Genomic DNA, 19,372 nt, shown 5'->3' with positions numbered 1-19,372 from the left:
CGTTCGTACGGCGTAGACGGACAGGGAGGCCACAGTCCACAATCCGCCTCACGCCTCCACCACCAGATCGTCGCGGTGCACCACGTAGTCGGCGGGCGCCTCGTCGAGGACCTCGGCGATGGCGTGGCTCTGTCGCCCCTGGATGCGCTCCAGGTCGGCGGCCCCGTACTGCGTGATGCCCTTCGCCACGCGGGTCCGGTTCCCCTCTTTCTCGACTGCAATCTCCACGGCGTCGCCCCGGGCAAAGCGGCCCTCCACCGCCACAATGCCCGACGGCAACAACGAAGCGCCCTCGTGTCGCAGTGCGTCGGCCGCCCCGGCGTCGACCGTCAGGCGGCCCGCGGAGGGAAGCGCGTGGAGCATCCAGTGCTTGCGCGCGGGAAGCGGCTGCTCGGCCTGCCGAAAGAGCGTGCCCGGCATCTCACCGCGCCCCAGCGCGTCGAGGTGGCCGCCTTTGGTTCCGTTGACCAGAACGGTATCGATCCCGCGGTCCGTCGCTTTTTCTGCCGCCTCCACCTTCGTCTGCATGCCGCCGGTGGCCACCTTGCGGTGGGAGGGCCCGACCATGTCGTAGATCTCGTCGGTGATGGCGTCCACCGCCGGCAGGCGCTCCGCGTCCGGGTCGTCGTGCGGATCGGCGGTGTAGAGGCCGTCTACGTCCGAGCAGATCACGAGCAAATCCGCCTCGGCCAGCACCGCCACGTAGGCGGCGAGGTTGTCGTTGTCGCCCACCCGCAATTCCTCGGTGGCGACGGTGTCGTTTTCATTCACGATCGGCAGCGTGTCCCGGTCGAGCAACTCGGCGATCGTGTTCTTCGCGTTCACGAAGCGGGCGCGGCGCTGCAGGTCGTCGTAGGTGAGCAGGACCTGCGCACAGGGCACGTCGAAGAGACGGCGCCAATGGGCCATCAGCAGCGGCTGGCCGAGCGCGGCGAGGGCCTGCCGCTCCGGGATGGAGAGGCCCGTGCCCGGCCCGCCCCGGCCCTGCTCGGCGAGCCCGGCGGCCACGGCGCCGGAGGAGACCAGAATCACCTCCTTGCCCTGCCGACGGCTCTGAATTACAAAGCGCGCAATGGGCAACAGGTGCGTCGTGCTGCAGCCCCGATCGTCGGGCGCAACGAGCGCGCTGCCCACCTTCACGACGGCACGGGTCCAGTCCGGGAGCGCAACGGTGGCCATACGCGTCAGGCAGATCAGTCGACGGAAGCACGGTGTTGGTTATTCTAACGTACGGACGCCTCCGGACAACGTGAAGCCCTGCGGGCCGGGCCCGGACTCTCGATCTTTGGACGACTTTCACAATATCACCGAGCTGGAGGGACAATATCGCCCTCCTGTTCCTCGTTGCATATCGGTGGCGCTCCAGGCGCCCACAGAATCCCGTGTCCACCCTCCGTTTCAGCCAACGCTTCCTTTTCTGATGGGCATCACCGCGTCGAACCTGAGCAAGGTCTACGGCACCCAGAAGGCCGTCGACGACGTGAGTTTTGACATGAGCACCGGTGAGGTGCTCGGGTTTCTCGGCCCCAACGGGGCCGGCAAGACGACGACGATGCGGATCCTGACCTGCTACCTGGATCCGACGGCCGGCACCGCGACGCTCGACGGCTACGACATCCACGAGCACCCGGAAGAGGTGCGGCGCCGCATCGGGTACCTCCCCGAGGACACGCCCTTGTACACCGACATGCCGGTGATTGACTACCTGCGCCACGCCGCTGAGCTGCAGTCGGTCCCTCAGGCAAAGATCCCGTCCCGGATTCAGAAGATGATGGATGTCTGTGGGTTGGGCCGTGAGCGCCACAAGCGAATTGGCGAGTTGTCCAAGGGCTTCCAACAGCGAATTGGCCTCGCCCAAGCCCTTCTCCACGACCCGCCGGTCCTCATCCTCGACGAACCGACGACCGGGCTCGACCCGAATCAAATCGCCGAGATCCGCGAATTGATCAAGGAGATCGGTACGGAGAAAACCGTCATGCTTAGTTCTCACATCTTGAAGGAGGTGGAGATGACCTGTGACCGCATTCTCATTATCGACCAGGGGCGCGTTGTGGCCGACGGGCCCACCGAGAAGCTCCGGGAGCAGTTTATGGGCGGAACGCGCCTCCGGGTCTCCGTGGACGCCCCCGGCGACGCCGATGTCGGTCGCGCCTTTCGGGAGATGGAGGGCGTCGCCTCGGTCCAGCGCACGAACGGCACGTACGAGCTCGCCGCCGATGGCGACGCCGAGCCCGCCGCCAATGTCTTCCGCCTCTGTGCGAATCGCGACTGGACCCTCACGGAGCTGACGCCCATCGAGTCGAGCCTCGAAGACGTCTTCCGCAAGCTTACGGAAGCGCCGGCCTCCCCCGCCGACGCGACCGCGGAGGCCGCGTAGTGCCTCCCCCCGCAAATCTCGAAGCGTGGTACGTGGAGCGTGATGGCTCGTGGATCCGGCTCGCGTATCACGGATCGCGACTCTCTTCAGCACGCATCACCCGCCTGCGCCCATGCACGCCGTCTGGACGATTTGCAAGCGCGAGGTCAACGCGTTCTTCGACTCCCTCACCGCCTACGTCCTGCTCGTCGTCTTCCTCGGCCTGAGTGGCACCTTCACGTGGCTCTTTGGCCAGGGGGATGTCTTCTTCGTGGGCGAGGCCTCGCTCGATACGTTTTTTCAAGTCGCCTTCTGGACCCTCTTCTTCTTCATTCCCGCCGTCACCATGGGCATGATCGCCGAGGAGAAGCGAAGCGGGACGCTTGAGCTGCTGGCCACCAAACCGATCGACGACCTGGAGATCGTGGCCGGGAAGTGGCTTGCCGCGTGGGCCCTCGTGGCCATCGCCCTGGCGTTTACTCTCCCATATTACGTCACCGTGGCACAACTCGGGCCCATCGACCACGGCGCCACCCTCAGCGGGTACCTCGGCCTCCTCCTCGTGAGCGCAGTCTACGTGAGCATCGGGCTCTTTGCGTCGAGCCTGACCGGCAACCAGATTGTGGCCTTCCTCCTGAGCCTCTTCATCGCCGTCTTTCTGCACCTCCTCTTTGGACAAATGGCCTCTATTCTCCCCGATGCGCCGGCCAGTGTCGCGTCGTTCCTCGACCTGCAGGGACACTTCCGAACGATGTCGCGAGGGGTGATCGACACCGCCTCGGTCCTTTATGTCGGCTCGCTGACCTGCGTCGGCCTCTTGGCCGCTACGCTCTCCCTCAAGAGCCGCAGCTGGTCGTAGTGGACGGGGCCTTCCGACCCAATGCCGGGGCGCAGCGGAGGCGGGCTTCCGCTCTTCCTTCGTCCGCCCTAGCGGCCCTTGTCTCAGCGCCCCTTGCCATCCTCGCACCAGACCCCACAAACAGACGGATCCCGCTCCCATGTCGAACGCTTTCGCAGGCTTTCTTGCGAACCGGCGCGAAGCCCTCCTTCAGGTCCTGCTCATCGCGGGCAGTCTCGCCGCCCTCACCTATACCGCCAACCAGTTCGTCCTGCGGGCCGACCTGACGGCAAACAACCGCTACACGCTCGCCGGCGCGAGCCACGACATCGCCCAGACCCTGAACGACCCGGTGACGGTGACGGCCTACTTCTCGTCCAACCTGCCCGCCCGGTTTGGACGCACGAAGGAGGAGTTTCGGGCGCTACTGCAGGAGTTCCGCGCGGCGGCCGGCGGCAACGTCGAATTCCAGTTCGTAAACCCGAACGAGGGGGACCAGACGGCGCGCGAGGCCCGGCAGGCCGGCATCCGTCCGGTCACGGTGAACGTGCGGCAGCAGAACAAGATGACACAGAAGCGCGCGTACCTGGGGGCGGTCTTTCAGTACCGGGACAAGCGGGAGGTCGTCCCGTTCGTGGAGACGAATTCGGCCCTGGAGTATACGATTGCCAGTACCATGAAGAAGCTGACCGCGGACGACAAGCCCGTCCTGGGCGTCTTGCAGGGCCAGGGCGAGCCCGGCCTGAACGCGATGACGCAGCTCCAAAACGGGCTGAAGGGCCGCTACGACATTCGGACAATTTCGGGCGTGGACACGGCGGGGGTGCCCCCGGAGGTGGACGTGCTTCTCGTTTCCCGCCCCGAGAGCGAACTCTCCACGCAGACGGCCCTCGCCCTGGACCAGTACGTGATGCGGGGCGGCCCCGCCATCTTTGCGCTCAACCGGGCACAGGCCAACATGCGCTTCGGGCAGGCCCGTCCTCAGACGACGGGACTTGAGCCCTTGCTCGAAAGCTACGGGCTCCCCATCCGGACCCGTCTGGTGCGCGACCGGAACGCAAGCGCCGTTCGGGTCCGGCAGAAGCGCGGCGGGTTTACGGTAATGAATCGGGTTCGGTATCCGTACATCCCGCAAATTGCCAACTTCGCCGACCACCCCATTAGCAACGGCCTCGATCAGGTCGTCTTCCGGTTTGTGTCCCCGCTCGACACCACTCAGGTTGACTCGACCGCGCAACTCACTGTGCTCGCGCGCTCGTCGCAGCAGTCGGGCCTCGCCTCCCTTCCCACCAGCATTCGCCCACAGCAAGAGTGGACGGTGTCGGACTTCTCGGGCGCGTCCCATCCCGTGGCCGGCCTGCTGGAGGGCACCTTCTCTTCCGCCTTCGCCGAGAGTGACACCCTCTCGGTGGAACGCACGAAGAGCCCGGACACGAAGCTGGTCGTCATCGGGGACGGGGACTTCATCGTGAACGGGACCGGCCGGCGAAAACAACGGCTGCCGGAGGGAAACACGAATCTCGTGGCGAATAGCGTAGACTACCTGGCAGGCGACACGGGACTGATTTCGCTGCGGACCCAGCGCGTCACCAGTCGTCCCCTCATGCAGCTGGAGCCAACCACGAAAACGGTCCTGAAGTACCTTAACGTCCTGCTCCCCATCCTACTCGTCATCGGGTACGGACTGGTGCGCTATCGCCGCAATCGGGCACAGCGTCGGCGCTGGAAGGATGCCGGCCTCAGCACCTGAGGCTGCCTCGCCCGCTCCCCCAGGCCCAACGAGACTGCTACACCGAGACTCCCTCGATTCCCCAACCCCGGCATGACCAACGCGACCAAGACTTTGGCGCTCATTTTCGCCAGCACCCTTGCCCTTGCGCTCGCCACCTCCTGGAGCTGGAGCACCGCGTCGAGCGCAGCCTTCCAGGAGCAACTGCTCGCCGTAGACACGAGCGCGGTGCAGGCCGTGCGCATTGAGCGGTCCAGCCGGCCATCGATCCGCCTGGCGCAAACGGACAGCGGCTGGCGCGTATCCCCCGGCGACACGTCGGCCACGTACCCGGCCGGCACCCGCGCGGTGGATCGACTTCTGGGGGCGGTGCCCTCCCTTGAGGTGAGCGCCGTGGCGACCCGCCAGCCGGACAAACACCCGCGGTACGGCGTCGACTCGACCGGAACCACAGTCACGATGCTCGGGGACGGGGGCGAGGCCCTCGGAACGCTCATTGTCGGGCGCACTCGCGTCCGGCGCCCTCAGTCCGGCAGCGGGGGCCCGTCTCAGAACCGACTTCGGCAACGGCGGCGTCGGGGCACATCCGTCACGTACGTCCGCCCCCCCGACCGGCCGGATGTCTACTCCATCGAGCAGTCGCTCCGCTCGGTGACGGCCCGGACCGTGGAGGACTGGCGCGACAAGACCATCTGGGGCCTTGCCCGCTCGGACATCCGGCGGATCGACCTCCGGTACCCTGCTGATAGTTCCTTTACGATGCGGCGGGGGGCCGCAAGCGATACGACGGCGGCCCCGGACGCGTGGGTGTCGGCGGGCGATACGCTGTCTCAGACCGAGGTCTCGTCGATGCTGCGTGTGCTCGCGTCGCCCCAAGCCGACGGCTTTGCGGAGTCCACCGCGCCCGACGACTTCGGCAAGGCGCAGTATGAGGTGCGCCTCCACCTAACGGACGGTTCTCGGCGGTCGATTCGCCTCCGCCCCGCCCCCGACGCCCAGCAGTACCTCGCCGTGGCCGACGGCCTGCCGTACGTCGTCGAGCTCCAATCAGGCAGCTGGGACCGGTCGGTCCTGCGGGGCCGCTCGGCCCTCGTGGAGTCCCGGTGAGGCGGCCCCGTTTGGCCGTGTGTTTGAAGCGAATCCATTCGCCCAACGAAGTTCACCGGGCTGACGGTGCAACTCCAGGCGGGGCTTCCTGTTTTCCCACGGCGTATTGCCCGTCATTTTTCACTGCGCCCCCATGGCCGCCCCCACGCAGTACCGTGCGATCTGGATTTCCGACGTCCACCTGGGGACCCCGCAGGCCAAGGCCGCCTACCTGCTTGACTTTCTACGCACCCACGACGCCGACCGGTACTACCTCCTCGGCGACATCATCGACGGGTGGGCGCTGAAGCGATCCTGGTACTGGCCCTCCTCGCACAACGACCTGATCCGGGGCCTGCTCCAAAAGGCCGAGGGCACCAACGTCACCTACATCCCCGGCAACCACGACGAGGTGGCGCGCGATTTTCCCGGCCTCCAACTCGGCGGCATTACCATTCAGCGGAAGACCCAGCACACCACGGCGGACGGGCGTCGCTTTCTGGTAGTGCACGGCGACGAGTTTGAAGGGGTCGTCCGCCACGCCGAATGGATCGAGCTTCTGGGAAGCTGGGCGTACACCGGCGTCCTCGCGGCCGACCGCTGGTACAACCGCCTGCGGCGCCTGCTGGACCTGCCCTACTGGTCCCTCGCCAACTACCTAAAAGAGACCCGTCACATCCGGCAGGTCATTTCGGAATTCGAGGAAACCGCTGCGCGCGAGGCGGACGCCGAGGGCTTCGACGGGGTCATTTGCGGCCACATTCACCGCCCCCGAATGCGGGCCGTCACCAACACCCAGTACGTCAACACCGGCGACTGGATCGAGAACTGTACGGCGCTGATGGAGCACCGGGACGGACGGCTCGAGCTCCGCCAGTGGATTCCCGACGGGGTCGGCCCGCGGCGCGCGATTGCGTCGGAGGCGTCGCCGCCGCGGAACGGCACGCCCTCGTTGGTCTCCTCCCCCGAGGCCGACCCGCAGAACAAATAGCTGTGCCTAGGAACCGGGCGTCCACGGGCTCCCCGTTCTATTCGACGGCGGTCTCGGCCCCCTCCGCTCGCTGCAGGAGCCGATGCAGCTTTCCCGGAAACTCCTTGGCCAGAAACGACTCGACACGGGCCGACGCTCGTCCCACCGCGTCTCGGTCGACCCCCGTCTCAATGCCGAGTCCGTCGAGCAGGTACGCGGTGTCTTCCGTGGCGATGTTGCCGGTGGCCCCGTCGATGAACGGACATCCCCCCATGCCCGCCAGCGACGTGTCGAAGCGCTCCACGCCGCACTGCAGCGCCGCGTAGACGTTGGCGAGGCCGAGGCCACGGGTGTCGTGGAGGTGCAGGACGAGGGGCGTATCGCCGATGGCGGCCTGCACGGCCCGGACGCGCTCTTTGATCATTCGGGGGTGCGCAAGGCCCGTGGAGTCGGCGAGGGACAGCGACTCGACGCCCAGGTCGGCGAAGTGACGGCTCATGTCCACGACCTGATCGAGCGGCGTGTCGCCCGGGGCCTGGTACCCGAACACGGTCTGGAACCCCATCTGCACGGCCAGCCCGTGCTCGTGGGCGTACCGCACCATGTCGTCCGCCTGCGCGACGGCCTCGTCAACCGTCCGGTTGGCGTTGTCCTGGCTGTGCCGGTCGTGCGTCGCAATCGAAAGGTCCACCTGCGACAGCCCCGCCGCGTGGGCGCGCTCCAGCCCTCGCTGGTTGAGCGCAAGCCCGGCGTACGTCACGTCCGCGCGGTCGGGGAGGCGGCTGCACACCGCCTCCGCGTCTTTCATCTGGGGGACCCACTTCGGATGCACGAACGAGGTGACCTGGATGCGCGGCAGGCCGGCGTCGGCCAGTGCCGTGATGACGTCGACCTTCCGGTCGGTGGGGATGAACTGCTCCTCAAACTGGAAGCCGTCGCGGGGCCCAACGTCGCAGAGCGCAACGGACTGCGGAAGAGACATGAGTGTAACCAAACGCTGTGGGTGAGAATGAGCGGTAGTCCAATGCCCCGGCGTGCCTGAACGTTCGGCCGGACGCGCCCCCTCCGAAGTCCCCCAGAATCACGAAACGCCCGGGCCTCCGTGCAGAGAGCCCCGGGCGCTCGTGGCGGTTCGTCGTTTCTCCTGGAGCACTACTGCGACGCCCCGCCGCCCGACGAGGAGCCGAGCGTGAAGAGTCCGTCCTCCAGGTCCGCGTTGATGTCGAGGCTCTGAATGGTGGCCGTGACGGTATTTTCGCCGTCGCCCGTCGACTGGACCGTCTCGGTCGTGAACGGCAACCGGACGCCACTGACCTTCCGAAAGTCGGTGAACGTCTGGGTCACCTGCACCTGCTGGCCCGTCTGTGGGTTGGTTTGCTCGAGCGTGAGGCGCTCCGGCCGCATCGTCTCGGCGCTGAGGTAGAGGGTGTACTCGGGCCCGGCGGGGGGCTTCACGCGGGCCTGCTGGTAGCTCGTGCCCTCCACGATCGTGTCTCCCTGGGCCGTCACCGTCAGGCCGTCGTGGTCCAGGTTGGCCATCAGGTAGGGGAGACTGCGCCAGAGCTGTCCCATGATCTGGCCGCGGGCCGACGGCGGCGCGGTGCGGGTCCCCTGCGGGGTCTTCATCTTCATGGTCTCGCCGTCGTTGACCACGGTGATGTTGCCCATGGCGGTGCTGACCTCCGTCCGCAGTTGATCGGGAAGCCGCACGACGAGCGTGCTCTCAGTGCCCTGTTGCTTGGTGACGACCCGCATGTTCTGAATCTGGTCGAAGGCCGACCCGCCGAGGGCCTCCTTGGCGCTCGCCATCAGCTTCTGGCCCGCCATCGCGGCCTCCTCCTCGGCGGCCGTCATGTCGGCCTCGTCCGCACCGGGCGCCTCGCGGGGGATCGAGATGTCGAGGGTATCGACCGTCCCGTCCTGACTGAGCGTAGACAGGTCCTCGCTAAACTGATCGCCGTTCCCGACGATCAGGATGTGCGACTCGTCGGGATGGAGGTACGTCTGTGCCGCCGACAGCACGTCGTCCGGCGTCACCTCCTCGATGGCGTTCCGGGTCTGTTGCAGAAAGTCGGCGGGATAGTCGTAGTACTCGTAGGTGGCACGGCGCCCCAAGATTTCCCGCTCCGAGTCGAAGTTGAAGACGAACGAGTTCAGATAGCTGTCTTTGGCGAGCCCGAGTTCCTCCTCGGTGGGCGGTTCCTCCCGCATCCGCTCAACCTCCGTCATCACCGCGTTGGTCGCCTCCACGGTGCTGGCGCTCTGCGACGCGACGCCCGCGTAGAAGCGCCCCGGGCGGTTGTAGCCCGCCGTGTAGGCGCCGCCGACGGAGTACGCCAGGCCCTTTTCCCGACGCACCTGCTGAAACAAGCGGCCGGAGAAGCCCCCGCTGAGAACCTCGTTCATCATCTGCACCGAGGCGTAGTCGTCGCTCCGGCGGGTCAACTCCCCCGGGTGTCCCATGCGGATGTTGCTCTGGTTGACGTCGCTCTTCGAGACGAAGTTGACGGAATGGGCGCGCTCGGCGTCCGGCTCCGGCGGGGTCGGCGGCTCGAAGTCGGCCGCGGCCTCCCAGTCCCCAAACTGCTCGCGGAGCGTCTGCTCCATCTGGTCGGCGTCGAAGTCGCCCCATACGCTCAGGATGACGTTGTTCGGGTGGAAATACTGGTCGTGGAAGTCCACGAGGTCCTGCCGCTGGATCCGGTCGACGGTGTACAGCTCCGGGGTGCGGGCGTACGGACTGTCCTCCCCGTACAGAATCTTATCGAACTCGCGGCTCACGATGGAACCGACGTTGTCGTTGCGGCGCGAGATGCCCGACTTGACCTGGCTCTTGGCCTGCTGCACCCGATCCTCCGCGAAGGCGGGGCGGCGGAGCACCTCGGCGAAGATCGGAAGGACCGTGTCGACGTGGTCGGAGAGCGTCGACATGTAGGCCGACCCCGAGGTCTCGCCGATGCTGGTCTCGACGGTGGCCGCGATGTTTTCGAGAACCGTATTCAGGCTGTCCGGCGCCATCGATTCGGTCCCGCCGGTGCGCATGACCGTTCCCGTGATGGAGGCGAGGCCCCGCTTCTCGGCGGGCTCGTAGACGGAGCCCACGCCGACCTGGGCCGTGGCGTTCACCTGGGGCAGCTCCGGATCCTCCAGCAGAAAGATGGTCATGCCGTTGTCGAGCTCAACGCGCTCCGGCTCCGGAACGTCAAAGTCGCGAAGCTCCGGATACGTGAGCTCTGTCACGTCGTAGTCGGCCGTCTGGATGTCCGTCTCCTGGGCCGAGGCCGGATGCAGGGCCCCCAGCCCCACGAGGAGCAGGCCCAGGGCCATCACGGACAGCAGACGAGTAGGCGAAAAGCGATCCATCGTACGAAGGAGTTCTGGTCAGCAGGAGATACCGAGAGGAATGCAGGAACAGCAGCACGCGCTAGTTGGCGGCGGTCGTGGGCTGCTGTTCGTCGTCGGTCGTTTTGATCATGGCGACGGTGCGGTTGCTCCGCCTAAACGTGTTTTGCGCCACACGCTGCACGTCCTCCACCGTGATGGCCTGAATGGCGTCCAGCCGCCGGAAGACCGAGCGCCAGTCGCCCTTCAGCTCCTCCATCTGGGCAAATTGCAGGGCGAGCCCCTGATTGGAGTCAAGCTGCCCGATGAGGTCGGACCGTGCTCGCGTCTTCGCCCGCTCCAGCTCTTCTTGACTGATGCCGTCCTCCTTGATGGCCTCCAGCTCGTCGTAGATCATGTGCTCCACGCTGTCCGGTGAGACGCCCCGGTTGGGAACCCCGAAGATGCCGAACATGGTGTCGTACTTGCTGCCCGGAAAGGCCGGCAGGGCCTGAACCTGAAGGGCCTTCTCCTCGGTCACCAGGCTCTCGTAGAGGCGGCTCGTGCGCCCCCCCGTCAGCACGTCCGACAGCACGTCGTAGACGGGCGCATCCTCGCTCTGCATGCTGCCGCGATGGAACCCGATCATCACGAACGGCTGGGTCTGTTCGCGGATGATGACGCGGCGTTCGCTAATCTGCTCCGGCTCCTCGGTTCGGACCGGCAGCGGCTCGTCTCCTCCGGGCAGGTCCCCAAAGTACTTCTCTGCGAAGGCCCGCATCTGCTCCGGGTCCACGTCCCCAGCAATCCCAATGGTTAGGTTGCGCGGGCTGTAATGCGTCTCGAAGAACTGCTTGGCGTCGGTCCGCGACAGCTTCTTGAGGTCCGACATGTGGCCGATGGTCGGGTTGCCGTAGGGATGCGCCTTGAATGCAGTGGTCAAAAACTCTTCGACCAGGCGGCCCGTGGGGCTCGACTCGGTGCGCTGGCGCCGCTCCTCCATGACCACATCGCGCTCGGTGTAAAACTCGCGGAGGACCGGGTTCGCAAACCGGTCGGACTCCAGGGCAAAGAAGAGCTCCGCCTTGTTGGCCGGCAGGCTGTAGAAGTACCGGGTCGCGTCGGCCGAGGTGGTGGCATTGAGGCCGCTCACCCCATTCCGTTCCAGGATGTTTTCGAACTCCCCCTTCTCGATGTACGACTCGGCCTCCGTCGTGGCCTGCTCAAACTGCTCCTCCAGCTCCGCGATGCGGGACGAGTCGGCCTGCGGGCCTTTCGCCCGCTCCCGGCGAAGCTGCAGGTAGATCTCCTCCTGACGCTCCAGGGCCTGCATCTCTTTCTCGATGTTCTTGGTGCTGATCGTGGTCGTGCCCTTGAACGCCATGTGTTCGAACATGTGGGCGATGCCGGTCTTGCCCTGCGGTTCGTCGACCGAGCCCACGTCGGCGTACGTGGCGAAGGAGGCGACGGGCGCGTCGTGGCGCTCGACCACCACGAAGTCCAGTCCGTTGTCCAGCGTGAAGGTGGTCACCTTGTCCTCAAACTGCCGCAGCAAGTCTTGTCCCTGCGCGGGCAGGGCCGCCCCTGCCAGCAAGACAAGCAGTGCCGTGAGCGTGAGGCCGACCCGCGACCAGCCCTCGCGAAGCGAAGTCCAATTCATGAGACACAGAGACTCTTTGAAGTGGGAGTGGCGTGGAGCACGCTTAATAACGCTTCTGCTCCGCTAATTTGATACAGTCTCCCCCCTGCCCGCACCGCCCTTTATTGACAATTTCACATTTTCCCCACATCCCGCCCCGTAGAACGAACCGATCCCGCCACGCGTAGACACCGCCGTCAAGGGCTTTCAAACCAATCCTTTTCTTTGATGCAGTTTATCAATCAGCCGGACGCCGAAAACGACGAGGCCTGGTGGGACCGCTTTGAGGAGTTGCTCGACGACCAGAACGACTGGCCGACGCAGTACACCTTCAAATTTATCGCCCCGTCGGCCCGACTGGACGACCTAAAGGCCGTGTTCGACGACCACCCGGTCCGGGTGCGGGAGTCCAGCAAGGGCAACTACAAGAGCGTGACGGCCCACCTCCGCATGTCGTCGAGCGAAGAGGTCGTCGAGATTTACGAACGGGCCTCCGGCATCGAAGACGTCATCGCGCTGTAGGCCCCCTCTTCTCTGTTCCAATTTCCCGCCACAAAAAACGATGCGCAGGCTCTTCGCGTCTCTGTTGTGCGCGGTGGCGCTCCAGGCCGGGTGCTCGGAGGCACTCACCTGGCGCGCGGTCAACCACATGATCGCAGCCGACTATCCGGACGTCACCGCCCTCACGACCGACTCGCTCGCCGCACAGCTGGCCGACAGCACCTCCCCCACCCCTGTTTTGCTAGACGCCCGCTCGCCCGACGAGTACGCCGTAAGCCACCTGCGGGGGGCGCGGCGTGTGAGCCCGTCGGCGGACGCCTACCCGGCCCTGGACACCCTGGCGTCGGACGCACCGATCGTGGTGTACTGCTCGGTCGGGTACCGGTCCGCGGGCGTGGTGCAGGCGTTGCAGACGCAGGGGTTTTCCCGAGTCTACAACCTGAAGGGCTCCATCTTCCGCTGGGCGAATGAGGGACGACCGGTCTACCGGAACGGCGAACCGGTGTCCGCCGTCCACCCCTACGATGCCTCTTGGGGACAGTTGCTGACGGACTCCCTGCGGGCCTCCCCTTCGTCGGAGAGTCTGTAGGCCCCCCGATGGGAGCACAGGCCCGTGCCCGCCCCAACGCCATGCGCACAGTCGTTTCGCCTCAGCCTTGACCGGATGGGGCCGCAACGTCACGGCGCGCCCCGTTCTTCTCGCAGCACGGAAGCCGCACGACGAATCGGCTGCCTTTTCCTTTTTCGGTCTCTACGTCCACCCGACCGTCCATCTGTTCAACGGCCTTCTTGGTCACCGCCAGTCCGACGCCGGATCCTTCAAACTTTCGGCTCAGCCCCTCCGACGCCTGGCGGAACGGCTCAAAGAGCGCCTCGGCCCGCTCCGGCTCCATTCCAATTCCGCTGTCTTCTACCTCCAGGACCGCGTCTTCGGCGGTCCGGTGAACCCGTACCTGGACCCCTCCTTCCTCGGTGTACTTGATTCCGTTGGAGAGAAGATTTTGTAGGACAATCTGCACCCCGCCCTCGTCGGCCCGAGCTAAAATCTCGTCCGCGTCCATTTGCAGGTCCAGGCAAAGGTCCTTCTCCTGCGCCGAGGGCCGAAGCTCTTCGGCAACCTGACGGGTTTTCTCAACCAGATCGACGGCCTCCTCGGCCAGCTCGATTTGCCCGGACTCCAACTTGGACAGATTAAGCACCGCGTCAAGCGTGTCGAGCAGCCGCTTTCCGCCCTGCCCGACGAGTTCCGAGAACCGATCCAGCTGCACGATATTTGCCTCGTCCGGGCAGTCTTTCAGCGACTGGATCTCTTCACCGATGGCGTCGGCAAAGCCGATGATCGAGGTCAGGGGCGTCCGAATCTCGTGGCTCATGTTTGCCAGGAAGGCCGATTTCGCCTTCGAGGCCTCCACGGCCCGTGCTCGGGCCCGCTCTGCCTGTTCCTTCGCGGATCGGAGAACCTGCTCCTGCTGAAGACGGTCGAGCACCACCATCGCGTAGGTGCCCAGCACCTCGATTAGATGCGTGTCGAAGGTCCCGACCGCACCGGGCGTCGGCGAGCCCACCGAAAAGACGCCGTGCTCCCCCAGCGGCACGACGACCGCCGAGCGAAGGGCCCCGTAATCGTTGGGGTCGTCAATCTCTGCCTTCTGCAGATCCGGCACAATAAGTGTCTCGCCGGTCCGGTACGCCTCGGCGATGGCGCTCTCCCCGCCGATCTCAAAAGCCGGACGCTCCGGCATGAACTCGTGGACCGACTCCGCTACGTGGGTGGGCTTGAGGACGCCCCCCTCGGCAAATCGGGTGGAGACGCCGCGATACCCAAGTGTGTCCTGGACGAGCTCGGTCAAAACCTGCCCAACCTCCTTCCGGCTGGATGCCCGGAGCAGGGAGTCGGTGGCCGTGTAGAGCGCCTCGAGCTTGACCCGGCGCTTCTGAAGTGCGTGCTGCTGCTCTTTTAGTTGCGTGATGTTGGTGATGGCCCCATCATAGTACTGGGCAGTGCCCTCCTCGTCACGGACCACGGTGCCACTGAGAAGCCCGGTAAATGTCGTTCCGTCCTTTCGGCGGAACCGAATCTCCATGCCGTCAAGCTCGCTCGTTCCTCGTCTCAGCTCCGCCGCCAACTGTTTTCTCTTGTCGGGCTCAGCGTACAGGGCCTCCGAGTCCATCTGGAGGAGCTCTTGCGGGCTCGAGTACCCAAACATATCGGCCAGTGCCTGATTGCCAAACACGAGCCCCTCGTCCGGCGTCGAGCGGTAGATGCCATCGGAGACGTTTTCGGCAATCGAACGAAGGCGGGCCTCTTGGTTTTCGACCTTCTTCCAGGCGGCAAACTGCCCCCAGAGGGAAAAGCCCTCGGCAAAAGCCACCGTGGACAGCCCAGAAATCAGGATGAGCGGATCTGTCTGTGGTATCGGGGCCGCGAGGAGCCCCCCCACGGCGAACAGAAATCCGGCCCCCAGGAACCAGAACACCGGGGCGATGGACTCCGCCCCGAGCCCGATGACCACGGCCGCGGAGCCGTAGAAGACGACAAGCCCTATCGTGTAGTCGCTGGAGAAGCCGTTGAGCGTGGCCAGGACCGTGACCCAGGCCATGCACAGATAGATAAGGCCCTATGTCAGCGGCACGTAGTTTCGGCACACGCGGTCCGATAGGTACGAGCCGACGAAAAGCCCTAGCAGAAGGCCCGAAAGCGCAAGACGAATCCAGGCCGGATCGACGGCCTGCGGGTCGGCCCAGCTGTACAGAGTGCCGAAGACGGGCAGCAGAACGGCCGCCAAGAGCGAGGACAGCCGATACTGCTGCACCTGTACGGATTCTCGCTCCGACAGGGACGGGTCGTCCGGATGCAGGACGGAGGCGGTGATCGAAAGCAGGTGGATCATGGAACCGTTTCGAGTAAGAATTCCCGAAGTCGTACCGGGGAACCAGTAGGAAGTAACTTCTCCGTTCGCGGGGTTCACTCTACCTGTAGTCCCTCAAGAACCATACAGGGATTGGCTTAAGCGCACACAAAACTTTACCAAAATACAGACGGCGGCAGGGGGCATCCGGAATCAACGGGGGCAGCGGTTTGCGCAGTCCTCCCCGGCAGGGTGCCCCGTGGAACTTGGGGCACCTCGTCCCTGACGGGCACGGGGGAGCGGTCTACGGCACAGCCGGACTGAGGGACGAGGCCTGTGTCGAGTTTCCGCCCACTGCCGGGCGCGTGCGAGCTCGTTCAGCCCCCCCCCGTCCGGGCCAGGCTACAGGTGAATTCTGAGCCGCTTCGATTCTCGGGTCCCAGAGCGATGGGGCCTCCAGCGGAGCACTTCTGACGGAGTGTGGCGATCCCGGCCCGCTCCAGACCGTCCGTGGGGCGGCGCCGGGCCGGCACACATCTGCGGTAGGCATTTTGGCTGCGGCCCGCAGCGGGCACCACGATTTGTGCGGCCTTGGGGGGGACTGTGCCGAGTCCGCCGGGACCGGGCGCAGGACGCCGCGCTCGTTCCAGTGGGCCGGCGGGTCGAGCTGCGTGCTGTACTGATCGGTCGGCAGCACGTAGGAGGTGGCAACGGAACCGTGTTCGCCGGAGGTGTAGGCCTCCTTTTCCACGGACCCCGGAATGGCGTTGCCGGCCGTGGCGGCCCGAACCCCGGCGGTGTTGAACCCAGGCCAAGCCGGACTCGTGGGGCCGACGGCGAACGGACGGTCCACGTACTTCGCTCCCTTCAAGGGATGCTGGTATACAGTCCACATCCCGTGATCCTGGGCCTGTGCGGATCCGACCGGAACAAACGCGAGGAGAAGCATCCTGCAGCGGCACGTGGGACAAGGCACCAGTCCGGTGAGCAGGGGTTGAGGGACGACAGAAGCCGAATGTGCCCAAGTCTTGGGCTATTCCTCACGCCGCATGGGATCAATCGCCGTCGTCCCTGAACGCCACGCGCCTCGCAGGCGACAAAGAAAACCCCTCGGCCGCATGGGACCGAGGGGAAACAATAGACCGAGAAGCCTGCCCGGGAGGATTCGAACCCCCGGCCTCAGCCACCGCAAGGCTGCGCTCTGTCCAACTGAGCTACGGGCAGATGCAGTGCTCGCGCCGCGATCTCTGCGCAGAGCATCATTCACACGCTCCGCGAAACGCAAAAGATCCTCCCTTCGACGTTCTTACGAAGTGTTCACGCTGTCGGCCAGCGGCTCCGTCGACGCGGCGGCCGTGTCGGCGTCGGCAAGGGCCGCCTCGGGATCGAGGTGAAAAAAGTGGTTCGTGGGCCCCCGGCCGTGTCCGAGCGGCAAGGCGTGGCGGATGGCACCGGTTACGTACCGCTTCGCCCGGTCGACGGCCGCGCCCAGGTCGTGCCCCTTCGCCAGGTGAGCTGCGATGGCGGAGGCGTAGGTGCAACCGGTGCCGTGGGTGTGCTCCGTATCGATCCGCGGGGCCTGAAAGCGCCGCCCTGTCTCGCCGTCCACGAGCACGTCCACCGCATCGTCGGCCCCGGACAGGTGCCCCCCCTTGACGAGCACGGCGTCCGGGCCGTACTCGAGCAAGGCCGCCCCGGCCGCCCGCAGATCGTCGGGCGTGTCGATCTCCACGTCGGTCAGGTGCTCCGCCTCGTGGACGTTCGGCGTAACGAGGGTGGCCAGGGGAAGCAGGTCATTGACCAGCGTGTCGATGGCCTCGTCCTGTAGCAACTTGAAGCCCGTCTTCGAGATCATGACCGGATCGACCACGAACGGGCGCAGGTCGTGGGTCGCCACGCGGTCGGCCACCGTCTCGATGATGGGGGGCGCCGAGAGCATTCCGGTCTTGGCGGCCTTTACGTCCATGTCGCCCACGACGGCGTCAATCTGGGTGGCCACGAGGGACGGCGGCAGGTCGTGCGCCCGCGAAACTTCTTCGGTGTTCTGTGCCGTGACGGCTGCGAGGGCCGAGGCCCCAAACACGCCGTTGGCCTCCATGGCCTTGAGGTCGGCCTGGATGCCGGCACCGCCTCCGGAGTCGCTACCGGCGATGGTAAGGGCTACGGGTTTCGTGGACATGGGCAAAGCAGAGTTTGGTCGATGCAGGCAGTGGTGGACGGGCCCCGGCTACGCGTGTTCGGCAAGTGCGCGGAGGTACGCCCGGGCCGCGGCACGGGGCGTGTCTACGTTCATAATTCCCGAAAGCACGGCCACCCCGTGGGCGCCGGCCTCCCGGCATACCGAGACCCGTTCGGGGGTAATGCCGCCCAGGGCAAGCACGGGCACCGGGGCCGCAACGCGGCAGAAGGCACGGAGCGGACCAATCCCTGTTGGGGGCCGGTCCGGCTTGCTGGTGGTTGGAAAGACCGGACTGAAGAAGTAATAATCAACCCCCTGCGTCCGGTCTCCTTCCGCCTCCACGTGCTCGTGGGCGGAGTAGCCGATGAGGGCCTCCGGTCCGAGCCTCTCGCGGGTCTCCCCCACCGAAGGCCCACGCCATCCGATGTGTGCCCCGCTCCCGAGCGCGTCGGCCACATCGACGCGGGTGTTCACCGTGATCGTGACGTCGTCGGCCGCGGTCTGGAGCCGGTCTGCGAGGGCGTGCGCCGCCGTCGCAAACGCCTCCGGACTCGCCTCGTGATCACGAAGGTGCACCCAGCGCACCCCTGCCCGCACCGCCTCGACCGCCCGGTCGGCCCGGGCGTCGTTCGTGAAGCCGTCGGCGATGAGTGCCAGGCGGGGATACGGAAGGGCGGCCATGAGCAACCCGTTTAGTTACGGTGCAGTGCAGCAGTAGGATTTTGGGGCGTGAGACGCTGTTTGCCGGACTGTTTGTCGCCTCCGGCCGCACGGATCCCTGCAGCCCAGGGACGACTCGGCCACTGCGTTCCCAGGGCAGACCGGGTTCGGCACTCGCCCGGGAGCCTCTCCGGAGGGGTGATCTCGCTTCTGCTCAGCCCCTGCCATGAGGCTCGCTTGGGCCTCGTTTGTGCACGTCGCCCGCTGTGTCTCGGCTGAATATTCATCCGACAGACCGCTTCTGAACGCCGAGCGGCCCGAAGGAGACTCGCGCCAGCCCCCAGGAGAGGCCGGGGAGCTCCCCCTTTTCTTCTCGTCACGTTCCAATGCGCCCCTCCATGGACGACGACGCCTCCGCATACAGACGCCGTGGGATGCGTCCGGCGCGATGGGCACTCCGTCCCGCCTCGACCGCCTTGCGCATCGCGCGGCCCATGTCGACCGGGTGCTGCGCCTGCGCAATCGCCGTATTGACCAGGATGCCGTCGTAGCCCAGCTCCATCGCCGTCACGGCGTCGCTGGCCGTGCCAATCCCGGCGTCGACGATCAGGGGCGTGTCCTCGATCATCTCACGGATGATGCGCAGGTTGTACGGGTTGACGATGCCCATGCCGCTTCCGATGGGCGATCCGAGGGGCATGACGGCCGCGCACCCAAGGTCCGCCAGCTTGCGGCACGTGATGGGGTCGTCGTTGGCGTAGGCGAGGACCGTGAAGCCGTCGTCGACGAGCGTCTTGGCGGCATCGAGCAGCTGCTCCACATCCGGCATGAGCGTCTCGTCGTCCCCGATCACCTCCAGTTTGAGCAGGTCCGTGCCCAGGGCCTCCCGCGCGAGCCGGGCCGTCAGGACCGCCTCGCGGGCCGTGTAGCAGCCCGCCGTGTTCGGCAGCACCTCGTATCCCCCCCTGCGGAGAAGATCGAGGTGACTCTCGGGGGCCGGGTTCTCGATGTTGACCCGCCGGATGGCGACCGTGACCAGCTCGGTGCCGGTCGCCTCCAGGGCATCGAGCATGACCTGCGGGTTCGGGTAGCGGCTCGTCCCGACGAGAATGCGGGACGAGAAGGAATGGTCGCCAATCACGAGGGCGTCGTCCGCCTCGTTCGCGACCGCTCCGTTGGCGTGCGTGACGTCACTCATAATCAGACCGTTCAACACAAAAGACCTCGAGGCACCCGATTCCCGC

The 19,372-nt window shown here is 65.9% G+C and carries 16 protein-coding genes and 1 tRNA gene; 7 read left to right on the top strand and 10 right to left on the bottom strand.

The genetic code is table 11. The features are described 5' to 3' along the window. Positions 1-48: 48 nt before the first annotated feature. On the bottom strand, positions 49-1,179 hold the full coding sequence (proB, locus tag SRU_RS06665) for a glutamate 5-kinase (RefSeq protein ID WP_011404004.1): 1,131 nt from the start codon (positions 1,177-1,179) through the stop codon (positions 49-51). A gap of 241 nt (positions 1,180-1,420) precedes the next feature. Here proB and SRU_RS06660 point away from each other — a divergent pair, with 241 nt between their 5' ends. From SRU_RS06660 to SRU_RS06640, 5 genes are all read left to right on the top strand, one after another. Continuing rightward, positions 1,421-2,377 (top strand): ATP-binding cassette domain-containing protein, encoded by a 957-nt coding sequence (locus SRU_RS06660; protein ID WP_162890611.1) that lies wholly within the window; start codon positions 1,421-1,423, stop codon positions 2,375-2,377. Positions 2,378-2,489: 112 nt separating this feature from the next. Next, on the top strand, positions 2,490-3,215 hold the full coding sequence (locus SRU_RS06655) for an ABC transporter permease (RefSeq protein WP_118828853.1): 726 nt from the start codon (positions 2,490-2,492) through the stop codon (positions 3,213-3,215). Between the two features lie 139 nt (positions 3,216-3,354). After that, positions 3,355-4,944 carry a GldG family protein gene (locus SRU_RS06650; protein WP_011404001.1) on the top strand — a complete coding sequence of 530 codons (1,590 nt, stop codon included), beginning with the start codon at positions 3,355-3,357 and terminating at the stop codon, positions 4,942-4,944. A 72-nt stretch (positions 4,945-5,016) separates the two neighbouring features. Beyond that, positions 5,017-6,030: a DUF4340 domain-containing protein gene (locus SRU_RS06645; RefSeq protein WP_011404000.1), complete on the top strand. Its 1,014-nt coding sequence runs from the start codon at positions 5,017-5,019 to the stop codon at positions 6,028-6,030. A gap of 133 nt (positions 6,031-6,163) precedes the next feature. Next, positions 6,164-7,000, top strand: a complete 837-nt coding sequence (locus SRU_RS06640; protein ID WP_011403999.1) for a UDP-2,3-diacylglucosamine diphosphatase — start codon at positions 6,164-6,166, stop codon at positions 6,998-7,000. 37 nt (positions 7,001-7,037) lie between these two features. Here the strand turns inward: SRU_RS06640 and SRU_RS06635 are convergent, their stop codons facing one another. The 3 genes from SRU_RS06635 to SRU_RS06625 form a co-directional block, all read right to left on the bottom strand. Beyond that, positions 7,038-7,961: a hydroxymethylglutaryl-CoA lyase gene (locus SRU_RS06635; protein ID WP_011403998.1), complete on the bottom strand. Its 924-nt coding sequence runs from the start codon at positions 7,959-7,961 to the stop codon at positions 7,038-7,040. Between the two features lie 170 nt (positions 7,962-8,131). Continuing rightward, a complete protein-coding gene (locus SRU_RS06630) occupies positions 8,132-10,342 on the bottom strand; it encodes a M16 family metallopeptidase (RefSeq protein ID WP_118828852.1) in 2,211 nt (736 codons plus the stop codon). A gap of 61 nt (positions 10,343-10,403) precedes the next feature. Beyond that, positions 10,404-11,960 carry an insulinase family protein gene (locus tag SRU_RS06625; protein WP_118828851.1) on the bottom strand — a complete coding sequence of 519 codons (1,557 nt, stop codon included), beginning with the start codon at positions 11,958-11,960 and terminating at the stop codon, positions 10,404-10,406. 207 nt (positions 11,961-12,167) lie between these two features. Between SRU_RS06625 and SRU_RS06620 the strand changes: the two genes are divergently transcribed. Together SRU_RS06620 and SRU_RS06615 are read left to right on the top strand one after the other, a co-directional pair. Continuing rightward, the gene (locus tag SRU_RS06620; protein WP_011403995.1) at positions 12,168-12,461 is read left to right on the top strand and encodes a DUF493 domain-containing protein; all 294 of its coding nucleotides are present in this window, start codon (positions 12,168-12,170) and stop codon (positions 12,459-12,461) included. A gap of 40 nt (positions 12,462-12,501) precedes the next feature. Next, on the top strand, positions 12,502-13,029 hold the full coding sequence (locus SRU_RS06615) for a rhodanese-like domain-containing protein (RefSeq protein ID WP_011403994.1): 528 nt from the start codon (positions 12,502-12,504) through the stop codon (positions 13,027-13,029). Between the two features lie 61 nt (positions 13,030-13,090). Here SRU_RS06615 and SRU_RS06610 read toward each other — a convergent pair whose 3' ends face one another. From SRU_RS06610 to SRU_RS06585, 6 genes are all read right to left on the bottom strand, one after another. Further along, positions 13,091-15,040, bottom strand: coding sequence for a PAS domain-containing sensor histidine kinase (locus tag SRU_RS06610; protein WP_164923571.1), 1,950 nt, complete (start codon positions 15,038-15,040; stop codon positions 13,091-13,093). Positions 15,041-15,058: 18 nt separating this feature from the next. Then, a complete protein-coding gene (locus SRU_RS06605; RefSeq protein ID WP_164923570.1) occupies positions 15,059-15,331 on the bottom strand; it encodes a hypothetical protein in 273 nt (90 codons plus the stop codon). A 1,108-nt stretch (positions 15,332-16,439) separates the two neighbouring features. Further along, a tRNA-Arg gene (locus SRU_RS06600) sits at positions 16,440-16,513 on the bottom strand. A gap of 82 nt (positions 16,514-16,595) precedes the next feature. Continuing rightward, positions 16,596-17,468: a bifunctional hydroxymethylpyrimidine kinase/phosphomethylpyrimidine kinase gene (gene thiD, locus SRU_RS06595; protein ID WP_011403990.1), complete on the bottom strand. Its 873-nt coding sequence runs from the start codon at positions 17,466-17,468 to the stop codon at positions 16,596-16,598. Between the two features lie 48 nt (positions 17,469-17,516). After that, positions 17,517-18,149: a thiamine phosphate synthase gene (locus SRU_RS06590; RefSeq protein ID WP_011403989.1), complete on the bottom strand. Its 633-nt coding sequence runs from the start codon at positions 18,147-18,149 to the stop codon at positions 17,517-17,519. Between the two features lie 355 nt (positions 18,150-18,504). Further along, the gene (locus SRU_RS06585; protein WP_011403988.1) at positions 18,505-19,326 is read right to left on the bottom strand and encodes a thiazole synthase; all 822 of its coding nucleotides are present in this window, start codon (positions 19,324-19,326) and stop codon (positions 18,505-18,507) included. Between the last annotated feature and the right edge of the window lie 46 nt (positions 19,327-19,372).

Origin of the sequence: Salinibacter ruber DSM 13855 (assembly GCF_000013045.1) — a bacterium.
In the GTDB taxonomy this organism is placed as follows: Bacteria; Bacteroidota; Rhodothermia; order Rhodothermales; family Salinibacteraceae; genus Salinibacter; species Salinibacter ruber.
The sequence above is the reverse complement of the archived record's forward strand: the minus strand, read 5'-3'. Positions and strand labels throughout refer to the sequence as shown.

Excerpts from the sequence above, each read along its gene's own strand:
- proB (WP_011404004.1), bottom strand. The coding sequence starts at position 1,179 with ATGGCCACCGTTGCGCTCCCGGACTGGACCCGTGCCGTCGTGAAGGTG.
- SRU_RS06660 (WP_162890611.1), top strand. The coding sequence starts at position 1,421 with ATGGGCATCACCGCGTCGAACCTGAGCAAGGTCTACGGCACCCAGAAG.
- SRU_RS06655 (WP_118828853.1), top strand. The coding sequence starts at position 2,490 with ATGCACGCCGTCTGGACGATTTGCAAGCGCGAGGTCAACGCGTTCTTC.
- SRU_RS06650 (WP_011404001.1), top strand. The coding sequence starts at position 3,355 with ATGTCGAACGCTTTCGCAGGCTTTCTTGCGAACCGGCGCGAAGCCCTC.
- SRU_RS06645 (WP_011404000.1), top strand. The coding sequence starts at position 5,017 with ATGACCAACGCGACCAAGACTTTGGCGCTCATTTTCGCCAGCACCCTT.
- SRU_RS06640 (WP_011403999.1), top strand. The coding sequence starts at position 6,164 with ATGGCCGCCCCCACGCAGTACCGTGCGATCTGGATTTCCGACGTCCAC.
- SRU_RS06635 (WP_011403998.1), bottom strand. The coding sequence starts at position 7,961 with ATGTCTCTTCCGCAGTCCGTTGCGCTCTGCGACGTTGGGCCCCGCGAC.
- SRU_RS06630 (WP_118828852.1), bottom strand. The coding sequence starts at position 10,342 with ATGGATCGCTTTTCGCCTACTCGTCTGCTGTCCGTGATGGCCCTGGGC.
- SRU_RS06625 (WP_118828851.1), bottom strand. The coding sequence starts at position 11,960 with ATGAATTGGACTTCGCTTCGCGAGGGCTGGTCGCGGGTCGGCCTCACG.
- SRU_RS06620 (WP_011403995.1), top strand. The coding sequence starts at position 12,168 with ATGCAGTTTATCAATCAGCCGGACGCCGAAAACGACGAGGCCTGGTGG.
- SRU_RS06615 (WP_011403994.1), top strand. The coding sequence starts at position 12,502 with ATGCGCAGGCTCTTCGCGTCTCTGTTGTGCGCGGTGGCGCTCCAGGCC.
- SRU_RS06610 (WP_164923571.1), bottom strand. The coding sequence starts at position 15,040 with ATGGCCTGGGTCACGGTCCTGGCCACGCTCAACGGCTTCTCCAGCGAC.
- SRU_RS06605 (WP_164923570.1), bottom strand. The coding sequence starts at position 15,331 with ATGATCCACCTGCTTTCGATCACCGCCTCCGTCCTGCATCCGGACGAC.
- thiD (WP_011403990.1), bottom strand. The coding sequence starts at position 17,468 with ATGTCCACGAAACCCGTAGCCCTTACCATCGCCGGTAGCGACTCCGGA.
- SRU_RS06590 (WP_011403989.1), bottom strand. The coding sequence starts at position 18,149 with ATGGCCGCCCTTCCGTATCCCCGCCTGGCACTCATCGCCGACGGCTTC.
- SRU_RS06585 (WP_011403988.1), bottom strand. The coding sequence starts at position 19,326 with ATGAGTGACGTCACGCACGCCAACGGAGCGGTCGCGAACGAGGCGGAC.